This is a genomic window from Actinoplanes sp. CA-142083 (assembly GCF_050942195.1).
In the GTDB taxonomy this organism is placed as follows: Bacteria; Actinomycetota; Actinomycetes; order Mycobacteriales; family Micromonosporaceae; genus Actinoplanes.
The window spans coordinates 484,777-501,823 of the sequence record NZ_CP192076.1 but is presented as its reverse complement, the minus strand read 5'-3'; the positions used below and the strand labels follow the sequence as shown (position 1 = coordinate 501,823).

The window sequence follows — 17,047 nt, the reverse complement described above, 5'->3', positions numbered from 1 at the left end:
CGCACTTTGGTGGAAACATGTCAGATTTCGCCAAGCTGGACATCTTCGGCGGCGCCGCCGCCCTCGACTTCGCCAACTCCCTCGACGGCCGGGGCACCGACGACCCCGAGGAGTACCTGCACACCTACGCCGACCTGGTCGACTGGGGACGCTTCGCCGGCGTGCTCGACGAGCCCACCGCCCGGCGGCTGACCGGCGACCATCCCGCCGTCCTGCGCACGGCGCTCGACCTCCGCGAGGCGATCTTCCAGGTCTTCGTGGCGATCGGCCGCGGCCGGGAGGCGCCCGCGGATTCGCTGGCCACCGTGCAGGCGCGCTACGCCGAGGCGATGGCCGTCGCCCGGCTCGCCCCCGGCGGCGACGCCTTCGACTGGCGGTTCGACGCGGACGACCCGGGCCGCGCCTGGTGGCCGATGGCGGTCTCCGCGGTGCGGCTGCTCACCGAGGGACCGCTCGACCGCGTGAAGGTCTGTGCCGCCGAGGCCGGGTGCATCGGCCTGTTCGTGGACACCAGCAAGAACCGCAGCCGCCGCTGGTGCACGATGGACGGTTGCGGCGTCGAGGCCAAGGTCCAGCGCCAGGCCCGCCGCCGCGCGCGAAGCAGGGGCTAGCGGCGCCAGGTGCGGGTGGTCGTCGTCGTGACGTTGCCCGCCCGGTCGTACGCGCGCAGCTGGACCTTGAATTTCTTGCCGTATTTCTTGGTGTTGACGGCGAAGCTGTAACTCGCCTTGGACGTCCGCGCGACGAGCTTGCCGTTGATCAGGAGCTCGAGCCGGCTGACGCCGTTGCGGTCGGACGCCGCGCCCTTCAGGCGCACGGTGCCCTTGACCTTGGCGTTGTTCTTGGGACCGCTGGTGATCTTCAGGGTGGGCCGGGTGTTGTCCACAGTGACCCAGCGGGTGACCGTGCTGGTGTTGTACAGCTTGTCGTGCACCTGCCAGGTCAGCGTCTTGCGCCCGTCGGCCCCGGCCGCGATCGTCTGGGTGAGGTTGGCGGGGTTGCTCGCCCAGTACGCGTTGTTCAGCACCGCGTCGAGAACGCCGGCCGGGTCGGCGGCGCGGACCGCGGTGGTGATCCGGGAGCCGCGCACGAGCGTGCCGTTGGCCGGCGTGGCCACCGTGATGACCGGACCGGCCACGTCGACGACCACGGTGAACGCCCGGGTCGACTCGTTACCGACGCGGTCGCGGGCGGTCACCTCCACCGTCCGGGTCCGGGCGGTCTGGCCGAAATCGTAGGTGAGGACGGTGCCGGAGTACGAGTACGTGGAGCCGGGATCGGCCGGCGCCGGTTTCGACTGGACGACGGCCCCGTCGACCCGCCACTCGTCGGAGTTGGCCCCGGTCGAGTCGGAAAACGTGACGTGCAGCTGGGTCCAGCCCTTCACCCGGCCCACCGGGCGGCCCAGGTAGTCCAGCTCCGAGATGACTGGCGCCTTGTTGTCGAAGGTGTAGCCCTGGTACTGCCGCACGTTCCCGGCGCGGTCGGTGACCTCGATGTGCACCCCGCTCGGTCCGCCCACGCTGTCGTAGGTGATGGCCCACGGCGCCTCGGTGACGGACGCGACCTTGGTGCCGTCGATGGCCACCAGGGCGATCTCGGCGACGTCGTCGGACATGTCGCTCGCGGTCACGGTGAAGGTGCCGCCCTGCGGAGTGCCGGGCTTCGGCGAGAACGAGGCGGTCGGCAGCGTCCCATCGACGAGCACGGTGGTGCTGGCCTCGGCAAATTTGTCCGAGGTGTAGTAGGCGCGCACCGTCACCAGAAGCTTTTGGCCGGCCGTCCCCGCGCGGAGAGGCAAACGTAGGCCCGCCGCCCAGTTCAGACTCGTGTAGGCGAGCTCCCCGTTGCCGAGCACTTCAACCTTGACGACGTCGGCACCGGTCCACATCGGAACGAAGCGCGACATGATCCCGACCGGCTGGCCCTCGGTCAGGCCGGTGGAGGTGACCACCAGCGGGTCGCCCTCGGCGGCGCGGGCCGGCGTGCCACCGGCAATGATCAACGAACTGACGATCGCCGCGACCGCGGCCGAACGCGCCTTGCCCATGGCATAGCCCCCGTATGGAGAAATACTCAGATCATTTATTACGGCCCCGAGGGGTCGGTCGTCAAGCCGCGATGGCGGCTTGACGACCGAAAGATCAGCGTCCTCGGTAGGCGTCGATGATGGTCTGCTCGACGCTGCTTCCGGCGCTGCCCTGGGCGCTCACCCGCAGCGACACCGTCTGGCCGGCCGCCGGCTGCGGCAGCTGAGCCCGATAGACGCCGTCAGCCGTGCGCTGGACCGGGGCCTTGCGCCAGGTCGCGCCCCCGTCATGGGAGGTGGAGACGGTAAATGCGGTGACCGTCTGACGCCGTACGCCATGGGCTTGAATGATCTTGAAATGGGGCAGGTTGTAGTCCACCGCGAGCAAGGGCAGCAGGCGGTCCTGCGCCGAGGAACGGAACGTCCACGACGTGGTGGTGCGGGTGGAGACGGGAATCGCCTGGCTCGCGTCGACGTCGAAGGTCAGCCGGTAGTTCGCCGGTCCGCGCGGGACCGCGAAGTCGGCGATCGAGTCGGGCGCCTCCCCCACCGGCTTGCCGTCCCGGTCCAGCCGCAGCTTGGCGGTGATGTTCGGGTCGAAGCCGCCGGACAGGCAGTCGAAACGGCCATGCCGGTCGACGAGCGTGACCAGCTCGACGTGCATGTTCCCGCTCGTGCGCCAGGGCTGGGCGGGCATGCAGCCGCTGGCCGAGCCGGCCGGGTCGTCGAAGAAGTCGGAGTGCAGCGGCTCCCGCAGCCAAGTCTTCTCCTGGACGCTACCGGGCGCGTAGCTGCGCAGGCCCTCCTGCGTGACGGTTCCGTTCCAGAACGCTTCGTCGATCCACTTGACGCCGGGGGTGACGTAGTCGGTGCGGTCGCCGGCGAGGGGACCGGTGGCGTGCTCGGCGATGAACGCGCCCTCGGGGCTGAAGCCGTACCGTTTGTGCTCGGTCACGGAGTCGGGCATGTCGACCTGGTGGAAATGCTGGTCGATCCGGGCCAACGCCGATTTTTCGGTGGTGTACGTGGGGTCGGCCGGGATGCTGTTGCCGAACGAATGCACGAGGTCGTAAACCTCGCCCGGCGCCTCGAGCCCGAAGCCGCCGTAGGTCGTGAAGGTCCCCACGGACGCGCCGTCACTGTCAGGCAGCACGAAGACGTGCGAGGCCGCGTCGCCCCACCCGAAGGCGAAGTCACTCCAGGCCTCACCGCGCCGCCCTTGTTGAACGTAGGTGATGCCGGCCGCGCGCAAGGAAGCATCTGACACCTTGGCGTCGAGCTGCCGCGATTTGGACAAATCAAACCGCAGGATCGTGTCCGTCGAAATGGAGATGTCGGGATCGCCGGCCAGCGCCGCCCGCTCGTCGCCGTCCGCATAGGACATGAACGACGCCATCACGCTGTACCGCCCATCCGGCACCGGGAACGTCAACGTCCCGCCGAGATCCGCACCGTCCAATGTGGTAGCGATCGCCGGATCGTCCAGATTGACCACCTGAACGGTCACGAAGCCGTCGGCGCCCTCCGGCATCCCCGGGATCGCGGTCGTCTGCACGGTGAGGTCATGACCAGGGGCTTCGACATAAAACCCCGATTTCGTACGAGCAACGACCGCTCCCCCGACCCGGGCCGTGACCGTGGCGATGTAGTACCCCGCCGCCAGCCCGTCCCGTTCGACGTCGAGCTTGACCCCGCCCGTCGCGCCCGCCGCCAGCTGAAGCCGGTTGGCCGAGAGCGTGGCCGGCGCCGCAACCCCGTGCCGGTCGCGCACGTCCGCGGACAGCGCGACCCGCACCGGCGCGCTCCCGGTGTTGGTCCAGGTCAGTGACGGGCCGCTCACCACGCCCGAGAGCGCCTTGGCCGCGTTGAGCCGCCCCGCGCCGCTCGTGTAGAGATCGCCGCCCACGATCGGGTCGGCCGCCCCGACCAGCGCCGCCTTGAGCTGGTCCGCCTTCCACGACGGATGCCGCTGCGCGAGCAGCGCCGCCGCCCCGGCCACGTGCGGCGTCGCCATCGAGGTCCCCGACGCCGCCACGTGCCGGTCGTCGATCACTTCGCCCATCGCGGTGCCGGCCGCGCGGGCCGCCACGATGTCCACGCCCGGCGCCACGATGTCGGGCTTGGCCGCGTGGCTGCCGGCCAGCGGGCCGCGGCTGGAGAACTCGGCGAGCCGGTCCCGCCCGTCGACCGCGCCGACGGTGAGCGCCCGGTCCGCCGCCCCCGGCGAGGCGACGGTCGAGTCCCCCGGCCCGTCGTTGCCGGCCGCCACCACGAACAGCGCCCCGGTCTGGTCGGTGAGGGTGTCGAGCGCGAGCGAGAGCGGGTCGTTGCCGTCGCTGGGCTCCCAGCCGCCGAGGCTCATGTTCACCACCGGCGCGCGGGTCGCGGCCCACTCCATCCCGGCGATGACCTGCGAGTCGGCGCCCTCCCCGTTGTCGTCGAGCACCTTGCCGACGACCAGGCCCGCGCCCGGCGCCACCGCACCGGCGATCGACGCCACGTGGGTGCCGTGGCCGACCCGGTCGACGGCGTCGCCGCCTTCCACGCTGAAATCCTCGGACTCGGCGACCCGGCCGGCGAGGTCGGGATGAGTGGCGTCCACACCCGTGTCCAGCACCGCGACTTTGGTGCCGGCGCCGGTGTACCCGGCGCTCCAGGCCTGTGGCGCGGAGACCTGCCGGAGGTTCTTGCCGATGGCCGTCGCGCGCACCTTGCGGTCGAGCCAGATCTTGGGAGCGGGACCGGCCAGGCGGGCGGAGGTCGCGGGAATGCCGGAGCCCTTCGCCCACCGGGTGGCCACCGCACCGATGCTCGGAAGCGAGCGGCCGGCGGCAAGACGAGCGCTTCCCGACCTGATGATCAGGGGCAGGTCCCTGGTGTGGGCGTCGTCGTAGCCGTCCATGATCAGCGCGGTCACGTCGAAGAGCGCCGGGTCGAGCACCTTGTCGATCAGCGGCGCGACCGTGGCCGGCACGACGCGGACGTGGCCGTCGGGACCGCAGCTGCGGTGCAGCACGCCGCTCGGGGCGGCCGGGCGCACACTGACCGCCGGGCATCCGGCCGGTCCGCCGCTCACGGTGACCACATCACCGGTCAGCAGCGTCACCTTGAAGGTCGGTTCGGGCTTTACATCGGCGGCAGGCGGGGCGGCGCCCAAGGTAGTGATCAACGATCCGATGGCGAGAAACATCGACACATTCACATCAGTGAGACGTGATCGGCCGCCCGAAAGGATGCTTCAGGCCGCCGGCGCCGACGTGATCAGCTCCCCGAACTCCTCCGGCGAGAGCGGATGCGCGAAGAGGAAGCCCTGCGCCGTCCGGTAGCCAAGCTCGTGCAACCGCTCGGCCTGATCCGGCGTCTCCACCCCCTCGGCGATCGTCTGCAGGCCCAGCGAGTCGGCCAGCCGCAGGACAGTCGCGGCCACCGGCGCCCGCCCCGGCCGGGTGAACGAGCCGTCCAGCTTGAGCTGGTCGATCGGGCAGTCGTGCAGCATGGTCAGCGTCGACTGCCCGGTGCCGAAGTCGTCGAGCGCCACGCGTACGCCCAGCGACCGCAGCGCGGTCAGCGTGGTCGCCGACTCGTGCGGGTCCACCGGCATCGACTCGGTGACCTCGAGCGTGATCCGGTGCGGCTCGATGCCGTACTCGTCGAGGAGAGCCGCGACCGAGGCCGCGAACCCCGGCTCGCGCAGGTCCCGCGGAGAGACATTGATGTTGAGTACGGCCGGGGCGTCCACGCCGTGCGTCGCCGTCCAGTCGGCCAGCTGCCGCACGGCCGCCCGCAGCACCCACCGGCTCAGCGGCACGATCAGCCCGGTTCGCTCGGCGACCGGCAGGAAGGTCTGCGGCGGCATCGTGCCGTGGGTCGGATGTGCCCAGCGCACCAGCGCCTCCGCCCCGAGCACCCGCCCGTCCGGCAGCGCCACGATCGGCTGGTAGAGCAGGTACAGCTGGCCGTCGTCGATCGCGTCGCGCAGCTCGGCGCCGAGGTGGGCGTTGTCCGTGCCGGCCTGGGCCATGTCCGGCGTGAAGTGCAGCGACGCCGTGCCCGAGATGGCCTTGGCGGCGTACATCGCGATGTCGGCGTGACGCAGCAGCACGCTGGCGTCGTCGCCGGAGCACCCGTCGGCGATCCCGATGCTCGCCCGGATCGGCAGCTCGTGCCCGTCGGCGAGGACCGGCGGCCGCAGCGCCTCGATCATGCGCTGGGCGGCCAGGTCGGCGGCGGCCGGGTCGGCGCCGTCGAGCACCACCACGAATTCGTCGCCGCCGAGCCGGGCCACGGTGTCCTCGGCGCGGATGCAGGCGTTGAGGCGCTGGGCCACCGCGATCAGCAGCAGGTCGCCGACCTCGTGGCCGAGGGTGTCGTTGACCTCCTTGAAGTCGTCGAGGTCGATCAGCGCGACCGCCACCGGCCGCTCGCCGGGCGCGGTGAGAGCCTTGTCGAGGCGCTCGTGGAAGAGCGTGCGGTTGGGCAGCTGGGTGAGCGCGTCGTGGGTGGCGCCGTGGTCGAGCCGGTTGAGCAGGCGGCCGTTGTCGAGGAACGCGGTGATCTGGCGGACCACGACCAGGACGGTGAGCGCCACCGCGCTGAGCACGATGACCCGGCGGTCGGCGGCGTTGTCCGGCAGGGCGACGCTGAGCAGCAGGCCGTCGACCGCGGCGATGGCGACGTACGGCAGGAAGCTGAACGAGCGGCGACGGGGCTCGCGGACGCCGCGGCGCGGGCTGTAGTCGGCGGCGCGCTGGCGCTCGGCGGCCCACCCCGCGAAGAAGAAGATCAGCGGCATGCTGACGATGTCGGGGAACAGGTGCGGGTCGAGCGGCTCGAGCAGCGGGCGCAGGGTGGGCCCGACCGCGCCGATCAGCACGGCGATGCCGATCCGCTGCAGCGCGCCCCGGTCGAGAAACCCGGTGGGCCGGGTCAGCACGACCTTGGCCACGGCGAAGACGGCGACCAGCGCGAGCGTGGTCAGCGCCAGCGAGATGTAGATGACCTTCTCGTCGCCGCCGTGCAGGGCGTACCGGGTGGAGAAGTGCCAAGCGAAGACGGCGCAGGCCAGCATCACCGTGCCGGCGTCGAGAACGATGCGGAACAGCTCGCCCCGGCTCTGCCGCCCGAACGGCAGCCGCAGCAGCGAGTAGATGATCAGGACGATCGCCAGCCCGTCGAAGAGCATCTGGCCGGCGCTGACGTGCTGACCGGCCGGATCGGCGGCGGTGACAATGTCGTACGCCTGGGCGAGGCTCCCGAGAGCGACCAGGACCGCCACCGCGACCAGATGTCGCCAGAACCGCCGGGTGGGCTCGGGCAGGCGGCTGTCCCGGGCCGTACGCGAGAAATTGGCTATCAGAAGCAGGGAGCCGCCGACGCTGGGCAGCCACAGAATCGGCCAGGGCAGCACCGGGTGGACCGCGTTGATCGCGAAGAGCAGCACCGCGACCAGCGTGAGCACGGCGGACGCGAGCAGCATCCGGCCGGACGCCGTGATCCGTGACCAGGGCACGCCCATCCGTCAGCCTCCTCGACCCGCTTCTGCGGGCCTTGGATCGGCCGGACACGCCCGGACGTGAGGAATTGCTTTCGGAAGCAGTTCCCGGCCAACTCCGGTTCGCCTGGATTTCACCTGCGTGCAGAACGTTTGCTCGATGTCCGTGCGATTGAGCCTCGTCGTGCCGGTGTACCGCGTCGAGCCGTACCTGATGGCGTGCCTCGACTCGATCCACGCCGGCCTGACCTCCGACGAGCTCGCCCGGATCGAGATCATCGCCGTCGACGACGCGTCCCCCGACCGGTGCGGCGCGCTGCTCGACGATTTCCAGGCAAATCACGATTTCGTACGGGTGGTGCACCTGCCCGCCAACGTCGGGCTGGGGCTCGCGCGCAACGCGGGTCTGACCGAGGCGACCGGCGACTACGTGTGGTTCGTCGACAGCGACGACTGGCTGCCCGAGGGCTCGGTCCGGGCCGTGCTGGCGGCCCTGGACGCCGAGCGGCCCGACGTGCTGCTCATCGACCACCTGCGGGTGCACGACGACGACGGCCGCCGCAAGGCCGACGCCAGCTCGCCCCTGCTGGCCGGCAAGCCGGCCCTGGAGCGGATGCTCGGCGTGCAGCACACCGCCTGGAACAGGATCGTCGGCCGCGAGTTCCTGCAGCGCAACGGCCTGCGCTTCGGCCCCGGGTGGTACGAGGACGTCTCGTTCAGTCACCCCGTGCTGCTGGCCGCCGACCGGATCGCCGCGCTGAACCGGGTCTGCTACCACTACCGTATCGGCCGCCCCGGCGCGATCACCGCGACCCGCAGCGAGCGCCACTTCGAGGCCTTCGACCAGTACGACCGCCTCCAGGAATGGATCGCCGCCCACGCCGTCGCCCCCGCGGTCCGGGCCCGGCTGTTCACCCTGATGATCAACCACCTGCTCGTGGTGGCCGGCAACGACGGCCGGATGCTCCCCGAGCACCGGCGGCGGTTCTTCGAGCGGACGACCGAGCTCTACCGCCGGCACCGCCCCGAGGGGCACGTCCCGCGCGGTCTCAAGCACCGGCTGGTCGCCGCCGGGGCGTACGGCGTGTACGCGCTGCTCAGGGCCGGTTACCGACGGGCCGGGGGACGGCGCCGGAAACCCGAACGGACACCCCTGGTTTCCCGGGACGTTGCCTCGCCGCCACCGTCGACACAGGCCGCGTCCATAATTTGAGGTGTGCTTCGACCTGCCGCGTACTCCGATCGCGATCTGATCCTCCCCTGGCGCAACCACCCGTCGGTGCGGGCCGTGAGCCTCACCACGCACGAGATCAAGCCGGAGGAGCACGCGCGCTGGTGGGAAAAGCGCTGGCAGAGCGTCCTGATCTACGAGGACGATCGGGGCGAGCCGGCCGGGGTCGTGATCTTCGACGGCAACACCTGGTCCTTCTATCTGGATACCGTGGGCCTCGGCGACCGCCTCCTCCCCGCCTGGATGCGGCTGGAGAAGGAAGCCGTCGAGTACGCGTTCGGCACGCTCGGCCTGGAAACGCTCGGCGGCGAGACGCTCGCCGACAACAAGCAGGTCCTGGCGCTGCACCGGCGCTTCGGCTTCAAGGAGACGCGCCGCTACGAACGGCTCGTCGACGGCGAGATGAAAACGGTCGTCTGGACCGAGAGAGGTAAGTAATGGCACAGTTCGGACCCGACAAGCGGCCGTACATCGTCGCGGAGATGTCCGGGAACCACAACGGCTCCCTCGACCGGGCGCTCGCCCTGGTCGACGCGGCGGCGGACGCCGGCGCCGACGCGATCAAGATCCAGACGTACACCGCGGACACGCTGACCCTGGATGTGAAGCACCCCCGGTTCCAGCTCTCCAAGGGTCACGAGCTCTGGGGCGGCGAATATCTTTACCAGCTGTACGAGCGGGCCCACACCCCGTGGGACTGGCACCAGCCGATCTTCGACCGGGCCCGCGAGCGGGGCATCACCCCGTTCTCCAGCCCGTTCGACCCGACGGCCATCGACCTGCTCGAAAAGCTCGACGCGCCGATGTACAAGATCGCGTCCTCGGAGATCACCGACCTGCCGCTGATCCGCCTGGCCGCGAGTACCGGCAAGCCCGTGATCATCTCGACCGGCATGGCGTCGGTCAAGGAGATCGCCGCCGCGGTCGAGGCCGCCCAGGGCGCCGGCGCCGGCGAGGTCACCGTGCTGGCCTGCACGGCGTCCTACCCGTCCCCGCCCGAGGAGAGCAACCTGCGCCGCATTCCGGTGCTGGCCCAGATGCTCGAGCTCCCGATCGGCCTCAGCGACCACACGCTCGGCATCGGCGTCCCGGTCGCGGCCGTGGCCTTCGGCGCCTGCCTGATCGAGAAGCACGTGACCCTCGACCGCGCCGACGGCGGCGTCGACTCGGCGTTCTCCCTCAACCCCGCCGAGCTCAAGCTGCTGCGCGAGGAGTCGGAGCGCGCTTGGCAGGCGCTCGGCACCACGCACGTCGGCCCGACCGAGCACGAGAAGGAGGGCTTGCGCTTCCGCCGCTCCCTCTACGTCGTGACGGACGTGAAGGCCGGCGACACGGTGACCCCGGAGAACGTCCGCTCGATCCGCCCCACCGGCGGCCTCGAGCCCGACGCCATCGGCTCGGTCCTGGGCCGCACCTTCACCGCCGACGCCGCGAAGGGCACCCCCCTGACCTGGGACCTCATCTGACCTGACTCCGACGGGCCCCCGCGCGATCTGGGCGCGCGGGGGCCCGTCGCCGTCACTGGCGACCTTGATAAGTTGCGGTGCCCAGCGAACCCGAAATCACCACCGCGCAAAGCGCACCGCAGCCCCTCACGCCAGCCCCGGCGACCTTGATGAGTTACCGCGCGCAACGCACGCCAAATCACCATCGCGCAAAGCACACCCGCAGCCCCTCACGCCAGCCCCGGCGACCTTGATGAGTTACCGCACGCAACGCACGCCAAATCACCATCGCGCAAAAGCGCATCCGCGCCACCTCCCGCCAGCCCGGGGCGATCTTGATGAGTTAGCGCGCGCGGCAAGTGCGAATTCACCATCGCGGCGGGCGACAGCGTCGGGCGACAGCGGCGGGTGTCAGCGGCGGAGCAGGCGCTTGATGGCCTTCTTGCCGTCGCGGGCGGCCAGGCGGTAGGCGGTGCGGCCGGCGATCAGGGCCTTGCCCGCGAAGCGGCGGCGGTAGAACTGGATCTCCAGGTCGAGCTTGCTCAGGGTGTTGTCGCGCGACTGGATGATCTGCTCGGTCCACTCCATCATCGCGAGCAGGTGGCTCGCCTCGTAGCGCTGACGCCAGAGCGCCTCGGTCAGCTCGCGGAAGCCGGGAATGTCGACGCTCGCCGTGCCGGCCGTGACCGCCAGCAGCTGCAGCCGCCGGGCGTCCTGCTCGGCGAGCGTGAGCTCGAACTCGGCCGCCTCGACGCGGACGTGCAGGTCGACAGCGGCCCGCAGCTGCTCGTCGGTGACGCCGCGGCCCACCATGCCGAGCAGGGTCGAGGTCAGCTCGACGGCGCTCGACGTGATCGGCCACGGGTGCGGGCGCGACGAGGTGATCAGCTGGACCGCGAAGGCCCACAGCGCGCGGACCAGGGCGGTCTCGTGCTCGACGGCCTCGAGGGGCTGCCAGCGGGTCGGCAGCAGCACCGGGCCGTCGGGGGTGACCAGCACGTCGGCGAGGTCGGCGAGCGCAGCGGGCCCGTCGAGGGCCTGGCCCGACAGCCACGAGTCGTACTGGCCCAGCTCGACCCGCATCTGACGCAGGTCGGCGGTGGCGCACAGGTGGAGAAGCCGCTCCTCGAGCACATAACCCGAGTCGGCGCCGGCGACGGAGGCGATCCGGCGCAGGCCCTCCCGCTCGATCGGTGACTCCAGGGGCTCGAGCACCGTGGTGGTGGTGTTGCTCACCCCGTACGCGAAAGTGCCGCGCGCGTCGCCCACCAGAAGCTCAGGCCGTTCGACGGTCGCCGGCGACGAGGCAGCCCGGGCGATCACCAGCCATGCGGGCGCGATCGTGTCCTCGGCGCCGGCCCGCAGCGCGCGGGTGACCAGCACGCGCGGGTCGCTGAGCACCGGACGGCCGCGGTAGGCGAGCGCGAACGCCTGCGACAGCGCGGCGCCGAGGCGGGGACGCAGCGGCGAGGAGATCTCGCCGAGCAGGCCCGGCCCGACCAGCACGGTCGGCACGCCCGGCTCGGGGAAGGCCGCATAGGTCACGTCGACCGCCAGGCCCGCGTCGGTGAGCCGGTCGACCAGCTGCTCGCGGGAGGCGGGGCGGTGGGTGTCGTGGTCGTCCACCGGGTACCACGCCGCGTCCTGCGCCTCGCGGGCGCCGGGCTCGAGCCGCACGGTGTGGTGCACGCCCAGCCGGTTGTCGTGCATGAGGAGCAGGGTGCCGTCGGCGCGCACCGCCTCGGCCAGGCGGTCGACCAGCTCGCCGGCGTCCATCTGCTCACCCTCGGACGAGTTCAGCCGGTCGACGCCGTCGACGGCCACCACCAGGTCGAACGTCTCGGCGGGGTCGAGCTTGACCGCGGAGCCGGCGAGCACGGTGACCTTGGGGTGGGCGCGGGCCGACTCCTCGGCGTCGACCAGCGAGCGCAGCAGCCAGGTGACCGTGGCGCCGCCGTCGACGAGGAGGGTGACCAGGTCGTCGGCGATCAGGCCGGCGACGAGGACGACGCGGCCGGGCGCGGCGAACCCGTGGACCAGGTGGCGCAGCAGCGCACCCTGCGGCACCATCGGGCCGCGGCGGGCGTCACGGTCGGTCCAGTTGAACATCTCGCCGCCGAGGCGCCGCAGGTTGTCGACCGGCGGCGTGGTGAGGGCGGCGGCGTAGTCCGAACCCTGCGCGGGAATCAGGGCAGCGGCGTCGGACATACTTCTCCCTCTCGTCGGCGTGCAGCGCCGGAAGCTACCACCCAAGGGTAAATCAAAGGTGAATTCCGACGGTGTGCAGTGACATCGGTCGATTGCCGGAATTGTCCGCGCAAGCCCCATGCGTGAGTGGGATCACAGTACCCTGACCCCCGGCCGGCGATCTTTGCCGCCCGGAACAACAATCCCCATTCGCGTCGCCTACAGTGGACGCTTAACGTGAATAATTTTCAATGGCCGAGGTCGAGCCCTCCCCCGGGCTCCCACGGAAAACGGCCGGACGGACGCCGCCACGTCCCCCGGCCGCTCGCCGCCGGCCCGGCGCGGGGTCTTGCCCCCGTCCTGCGCCGGGCCGGCCCGCGTGTGTCTTTACGACGTGGTGATCAACTCCCGCGGGGAGTCGGCCGGGGAAGGCACCGGCGCCGGCTCGTGAGCGATCTGCGGGAGCCAGCCCAGCCACCGCGGCAGCCACCAGTTCTTCTCGCCGAGCAGCGCCATCACCGCCGGCAGCAGCACCGCCCGGATGATCGTCGCGTCCAGCAGGACCGCCGCCGCCAGGCCCACGCCCAGCTGCTTGGTCGAGGCGAGCGGCAGCGTCGCGAAGAGCGCGAACACCGCCACCATCACCACGGCCGCGCTGGTGATGACGCCGGCCGTGCGGCCGATGCCCTCCCGCACCGCCTGCCGCGTCGACAGGCCGCGGTCGTACCCCTCGCGGATCCGGCTCAGCACGAAGACGTGGTAGTCCATCGACAAGCCGAACAGGATGATGAACAGGAACAACGGCATCCAGTTCGTGATCCCGTCCGTCGCCTGGAACTGAAGCTGCTTCTCGAAGTGGCCGTACTGGAAGACCCAAACCAGCATTCCGTACGCCGCGGCGACCGACAGCAGATTGAGCACGACCCCGGTGATCGCCACCACGACCGACCGGAACGAGACCAGCAGCAGCAGGAACGCCAGTCCGAGCACGAAGCCGAACACCCACGGCAGGCTCGCGTCGAGGCGGGCGTTGAAGTCCGCGTCACCGGCGCGGTCCCCGGTGACCAGCGCGGTCGCGCCGTCCACCCGGCCGAACGTCGCGGGCACCACGTTCTCGCGCAGGGAAGAGAGCGCGTCGTCGCCGACCAGGCCGACCGAGACGATCGCGACCGTGCCGGCCGGGTTGATCCGCACCTCCACCGGCCCGGTCAGCTTGCCGCCGCTGCCCTCCACCGCCTTCTTGAAGCTCGCCAGCGAGGAGTCGAACGTGCCGCCCTTGACCGTCGACGCCTGGACCACGACCTCGGCCGGCGACGTCTTGCTCGGGAAGGCCGCGTCGACCGCCTTGAAGGCCTGCACGATCGACGCCTTGGGCGGCAGGTCCTCGATGCCCTCGGCCTTGGTGCGCAGGTCGAGCACCGGCGAGGCGATCACGGCCAGGGCGCCGATCGCGACGACCGCCGAGATCAGCGGCTTGGCCAGCACCAGGCCGAGGAACGCGTTCCAGGCGCGGCCGTCGCTGCGCCGCCGATACAGCCCCGGGATCTTGACGGCGTCGACCTTGTCGCCGAGCGCCGCCAGCATGGCCGGCAGCACCGTCAGCGAGCCCAGCACGGCGGTGGCGACGACCAGGATCGTGCCGACCGCGAAGCTGACGAACGTGGTGTCGAAGGTGAAGAACATGCCGGCCATCGCCACGATCACGGTCAGGCCGGAGACCCAGATCGACCGGCCCGAGGTCTGCGCCGCGACCACCAGCGCCCGGTGCGCGTCGGCGCCGGCCCGCCGCTCGTCGCGTTCCCGCTTGATGTAGAAGAGGCAGTAGTCGACCCCCACCGCCAGGCCGACCAGCAGCATCACGTGCATCGTGGTGTCGACCGTGGGCGCGAGCCGGCTGGCCGCCGCGAGGAGGCCGATCGCCGCCACCACCGCCATGATCGCGAGCGCGACCGGCAGCAGCGCCGCCACCACCGCGCCGAAGGCGACCAGCAGGATGCCCAGGGTCACCGGGATGGAGAGCATCCCGAGCCGCGAGAGGCCCTTGTCGAGGTCGTCGCCGATCAGCTTGTCGCCGCTCGCGTCGCCGCCCTGGGCGATGTAGAAGTCCGGGTGCGCCGCCTGCACCTTGGCGACCGTGTCGAGGGACGGGCCCACCCGGTCCTTCGCGGTATCCGGGTCGCCGGCGATGCTGAAGGTGATCAGCGACGACCGCTTGTCCGGCGACTCGATCGCCGGCTGCACGCCGGTCACGTCGGCGGTGTTCTTCAGCTGCTTGGTCACGTCGGCGATGGCCGCGGCGCGGTCCGTGCCGGCCCGGTTCTGCACGATGACCATCTCGCCGGCCTGCTGCACCGGGAAACCGGCCTGCTCGACAATCTTGTCGGCCTTGCCGGAGTCACCGTGACCCTGGTCGGCGCCGGTGGCCTCGCGCGTCCCGAGCTGTCCACTCAGGATGGTCACGCCGATCACGAAGGCGACCCACCCCAGGATCGCGAGCGTCCGGTGGCGGGCGCTCCACATCGCGGCCCGTGCCGCGATCCCCTTGACGTGCTGGCCGCCTTCAGTCCGCTTTTGGGTGGCGGGCGGGGCGGTTGGATGGCTGTTCCTCATGGGAAAGACGCTATGGAGAAGGCCGATCACGATCGATGCGGCTGACTCCCGGGTTTGCAGTAGGGCTAGCCCTACCTACCCCTGCAGGTAGGCGAGCACGGCCAGCACCCGGCGGTGCTGTTCCTCGTCCTGGTGGAGGTCGAGCTTGGTGAAGATGTTGCGGACGTGCTTCTCGACCGCGCCCTCGGTGACGACCATCTTGCGGGCGACCGCCGTGTTGGACATGCCCTCGGCCATCAGGCCCAGCACCTCGCGCTCGCGCGGGGTGAGGTTGCGCAGCGGGTCGTCGCGGCGGCGGCGCACCAGCAGCTGGCTGACCACCTCGGGGTCGAGCACGGTGCCGCCGCCCGCGACCCGGCGCAGGCCGTCGAGGAACTCGGCGACCTGGGAGACGCGGTCCTTCAGCAGGTAACCGACCCCGCCCAGGCGGTCGGCGAGCAGGTCGTCGGCGTACGAGACCTCGACGTACTGGGAGAGCACCAGGATCGGGCTGCCGGGCACCAGCGAGCGGGCCTCGACGGCGGCGCGCAGGCCCTCGTCGGTGTGCGTGGGCGGCATCCGGACGTCCACGATGGACACGTCCGGCTTGTGCTCGGCGATCGCGGACACGAGAGAAGGCCCGTCGCCGACGGCCGCCACCACCGTGTGGCCGTTCTCCTCGACGAGCCTTATCAGACCCTCGCGCAGCAGTACAGCGTCATCCGCAATCACGACCCGCATGCCGCCATGCTGTCAGATCGGCGGCCCTTTAGAGGGGCAGGGCCGCCGTGAGCCGCGTCCCGCCGTTGATCGGGCTGTCGACCGCGAGCACGCCGCCGGCCGCGCGGACCCGGTCGTCGAGCCCGGCCAGGCCGTGCCCCTTGGCGAGGCTGGCGCCGCCCACCCCGTCGTCGGCGACGGTGACCATCAGGCCGGTCGCGATGCGCTGGACGCTGACCTGCACCTCGCTGGCCTGGCTGTGCTTCGCCACGTTGGTCAGCGCCTCGGCGACCACGAAGTAGGCGGTCGACTCGACGGCCGGGTCGAGCCGCTCGAACGTGGGAGCGTCGAGGTCGACGGGAACCGTGCAGCGGCCGGCGAGCGCGGTGAGCGCGGCCTGCAGGCCCCGGTCGACCAGGATCGGCGGGGCGATGCCGCGGGACAGGGCGCGCAGCTCGTCGAGGGTCTCGCGGGTCTGGCTGAGCGCCTCGGTGATGGTGGCGCGGGCGGCGTCGGGGTCGGTGGCGAACTGCTGCTCGGCGCGGCCGAGGTCCATCGCCAGGCGGACCAGGCGCTGCTGCGGCCCGTCGTGGATGTCGCGCTCGAGCTTGCGCAGCGCGGTGGCCTCGGCCGAGACGGCGGCGGCCTTCTGCTGCTGGGCGAGCTCGCGGCCGGCCTCGGCCTGGGCGACCTGCTCGCGCAGCTCGTTGACCCCGCTCAGCAGGCCGCGGGCGAACCATGCCTCGAGCAGGGCGGCCCCGCGGACCACCCAGAACAGGGTGCCGGCGAAGAAGATGCCGGCGGCCAGGTAGAACGCGACCTTGGTGCCGTAGCTGCCGTCGAAGCCGAGCAGCTCGGGCAGGTCCTGGTCGTCCGGGCCGTTCGGCAGGGACCAGCCCCACAGGCCCCAGGTGAGGCCGCCGAGCGCGCCCGCCCACCACGTGATCACGAAGGCGAACGAGATCGTGCTGGGGATGAAGCGGAACATGCCGTGCAGCAGGTCGAGCCAGCTCTGCCCGTCGCCGAGCGGGGTGAACACCCGGCGCAGGAAGCTGTCGTCCTTCGGCTTCTTGTAGTACGGGTGCTGGAGGCTGCGGTGGAAGACCGGGCCGATCCGGGCGCGCTCGAGCACGGCGAAGCCGCGAGCCACATACATCGTGGCGAGCAGGATGGGCAGCCCGACCCAGATGACGAGGGTGCCGACGCCGGTCCAGAACAGGCTCATGAGCAGCGAGATGGTGAGGATCCCGATCGGGAAGCCGATCAGGACGTACTGCGTGTCGATGCCGATCTGGCGCAGGATCCGCATGGCGGGTGCGGGCGGGGCGGGGGTCGTCGTCATGTCATCGACGCTA

General features: G+C 71.1%; 11 protein-coding genes. 4 read left to right on the top strand and 7 right to left on the bottom strand.

Annotation, left to right across the window (positions count from 1 at the left end; translation table 11 throughout):
- Positions 1–17: 17 nt before the first annotated feature.
- Entirely contained in the window at positions 18–611 is a 594-nt protein-coding gene (locus ACQPZX_RS02375) for a CGNR zinc finger domain-containing protein (protein WP_433373679.1), read from the top strand.
- Here the strand turns inward: ACQPZX_RS02375 and ACQPZX_RS02370 are convergent.
- The 3 genes from ACQPZX_RS02370 to ACQPZX_RS02360 form a co-directional block, all read right to left on the bottom strand.
- Positions 608–2,050, bottom strand: coding sequence for an Ig-like domain-containing protein (locus ACQPZX_RS02370; RefSeq protein WP_433373676.1), 1,443 nt, complete (start codon positions 2,048–2,050; stop codon positions 608–610). The genes ACQPZX_RS02375 and ACQPZX_RS02370 overlap by 4 nt on opposite strands.
- 94 nt (positions 2,051–2,144) lie before the next feature.
- Positions 2,145–5,198 carry a S8 family serine peptidase gene (locus tag ACQPZX_RS02365; RefSeq protein ID WP_433373673.1) on the bottom strand — a complete coding sequence of 1,018 codons (3,054 nt, stop codon included), beginning with the start codon at positions 5,196–5,198 and terminating at the stop codon, positions 2,145–2,147.
- A gap of 69 nt (positions 5,199–5,267) precedes the next feature.
- Positions 5,268–7,544 carry a putative bifunctional diguanylate cyclase/phosphodiesterase gene (locus ACQPZX_RS02360; RefSeq protein WP_433373670.1) on the bottom strand — a complete coding sequence of 759 codons (2,277 nt, stop codon included), beginning with the start codon at positions 7,542–7,544 and terminating at the stop codon, positions 5,268–5,270.
- A gap of 136 nt (positions 7,545–7,680) precedes the next feature.
- Here ACQPZX_RS02360 and ACQPZX_RS02355 point away from each other — a divergent pair, with 136 nt between their 5' ends.
- Genes ACQPZX_RS02355 through pseI form a run of 3 tightly spaced genes read left to right on the top strand, consistent with a single transcriptional unit; the run spans position 7,681 to position 10,217 of the window.
- Positions 7,681–8,733 (top strand): glycosyltransferase family 2 protein, encoded by a 1,053-nt coding sequence (locus ACQPZX_RS02355; RefSeq protein WP_433373667.1) that lies wholly within the window; start codon positions 7,681–7,683, stop codon positions 8,731–8,733.
- Positions 8,734–8,736: 3 nt separating this feature from the next.
- Entirely contained in the window at positions 8,737–9,189 is a 453-nt protein-coding gene (locus ACQPZX_RS02350) for a GNAT family N-acetyltransferase (RefSeq protein ID WP_433373665.1), read from the top strand.
- Positions 9,189–10,217 (top strand): pseudaminic acid synthase, encoded by a 1,029-nt coding sequence (gene pseI / locus ACQPZX_RS02345; protein WP_433373662.1) that lies wholly within the window; start codon positions 9,189–9,191, stop codon positions 10,215–10,217. Before ACQPZX_RS02350 ends, pseI begins: the two co-directional genes overlap by 1 nt.
- 390 nt (positions 10,218–10,607) lie before the next feature.
- On the opposite strand, the gene ACQPZX_RS02340 is transcribed toward pseI, so the two are convergent.
- The 4 genes from ACQPZX_RS02340 to ACQPZX_RS02325 all read right to left on the bottom strand — a co-directional run bounded on the left by ACQPZX_RS02340 (position 10,608) and on the right by ACQPZX_RS02325 (position 17,034).
- Positions 10,608–12,404, bottom strand: coding sequence for a hypothetical protein (locus ACQPZX_RS02340; protein WP_433373660.1), 1,797 nt, complete (start codon positions 12,402–12,404; stop codon positions 10,608–10,610).
- Between the two features lie 366 nt (positions 12,405–12,770).
- Complete coding sequence (locus tag ACQPZX_RS02335; protein ID WP_433373658.1) at positions 12,771–14,993, bottom strand: MMPL family transporter; 2,223 nt, start codon at positions 14,991–14,993, stop codon at positions 12,771–12,773.
- Between the two features lie 75 nt (positions 14,994–15,068).
- Positions 15,069–15,713 carry a LuxR C-terminal-related transcriptional regulator gene (locus ACQPZX_RS02330; RefSeq protein WP_433373655.1) on the bottom strand — a complete coding sequence of 215 codons (645 nt, stop codon included), beginning with the start codon at positions 15,711–15,713 and terminating at the stop codon, positions 15,069–15,071.
- A 28-nt stretch (positions 15,714–15,741) separates the two neighbouring features.
- On the bottom strand, positions 15,742–17,034 hold the full coding sequence (locus tag ACQPZX_RS02325) for a sensor histidine kinase (RefSeq protein ID WP_433373652.1): 1,293 nt from the start codon (positions 17,032–17,034) through the stop codon (positions 15,742–15,744).
- Between the last annotated feature and the right edge of the window lie 13 nt (positions 17,035–17,047).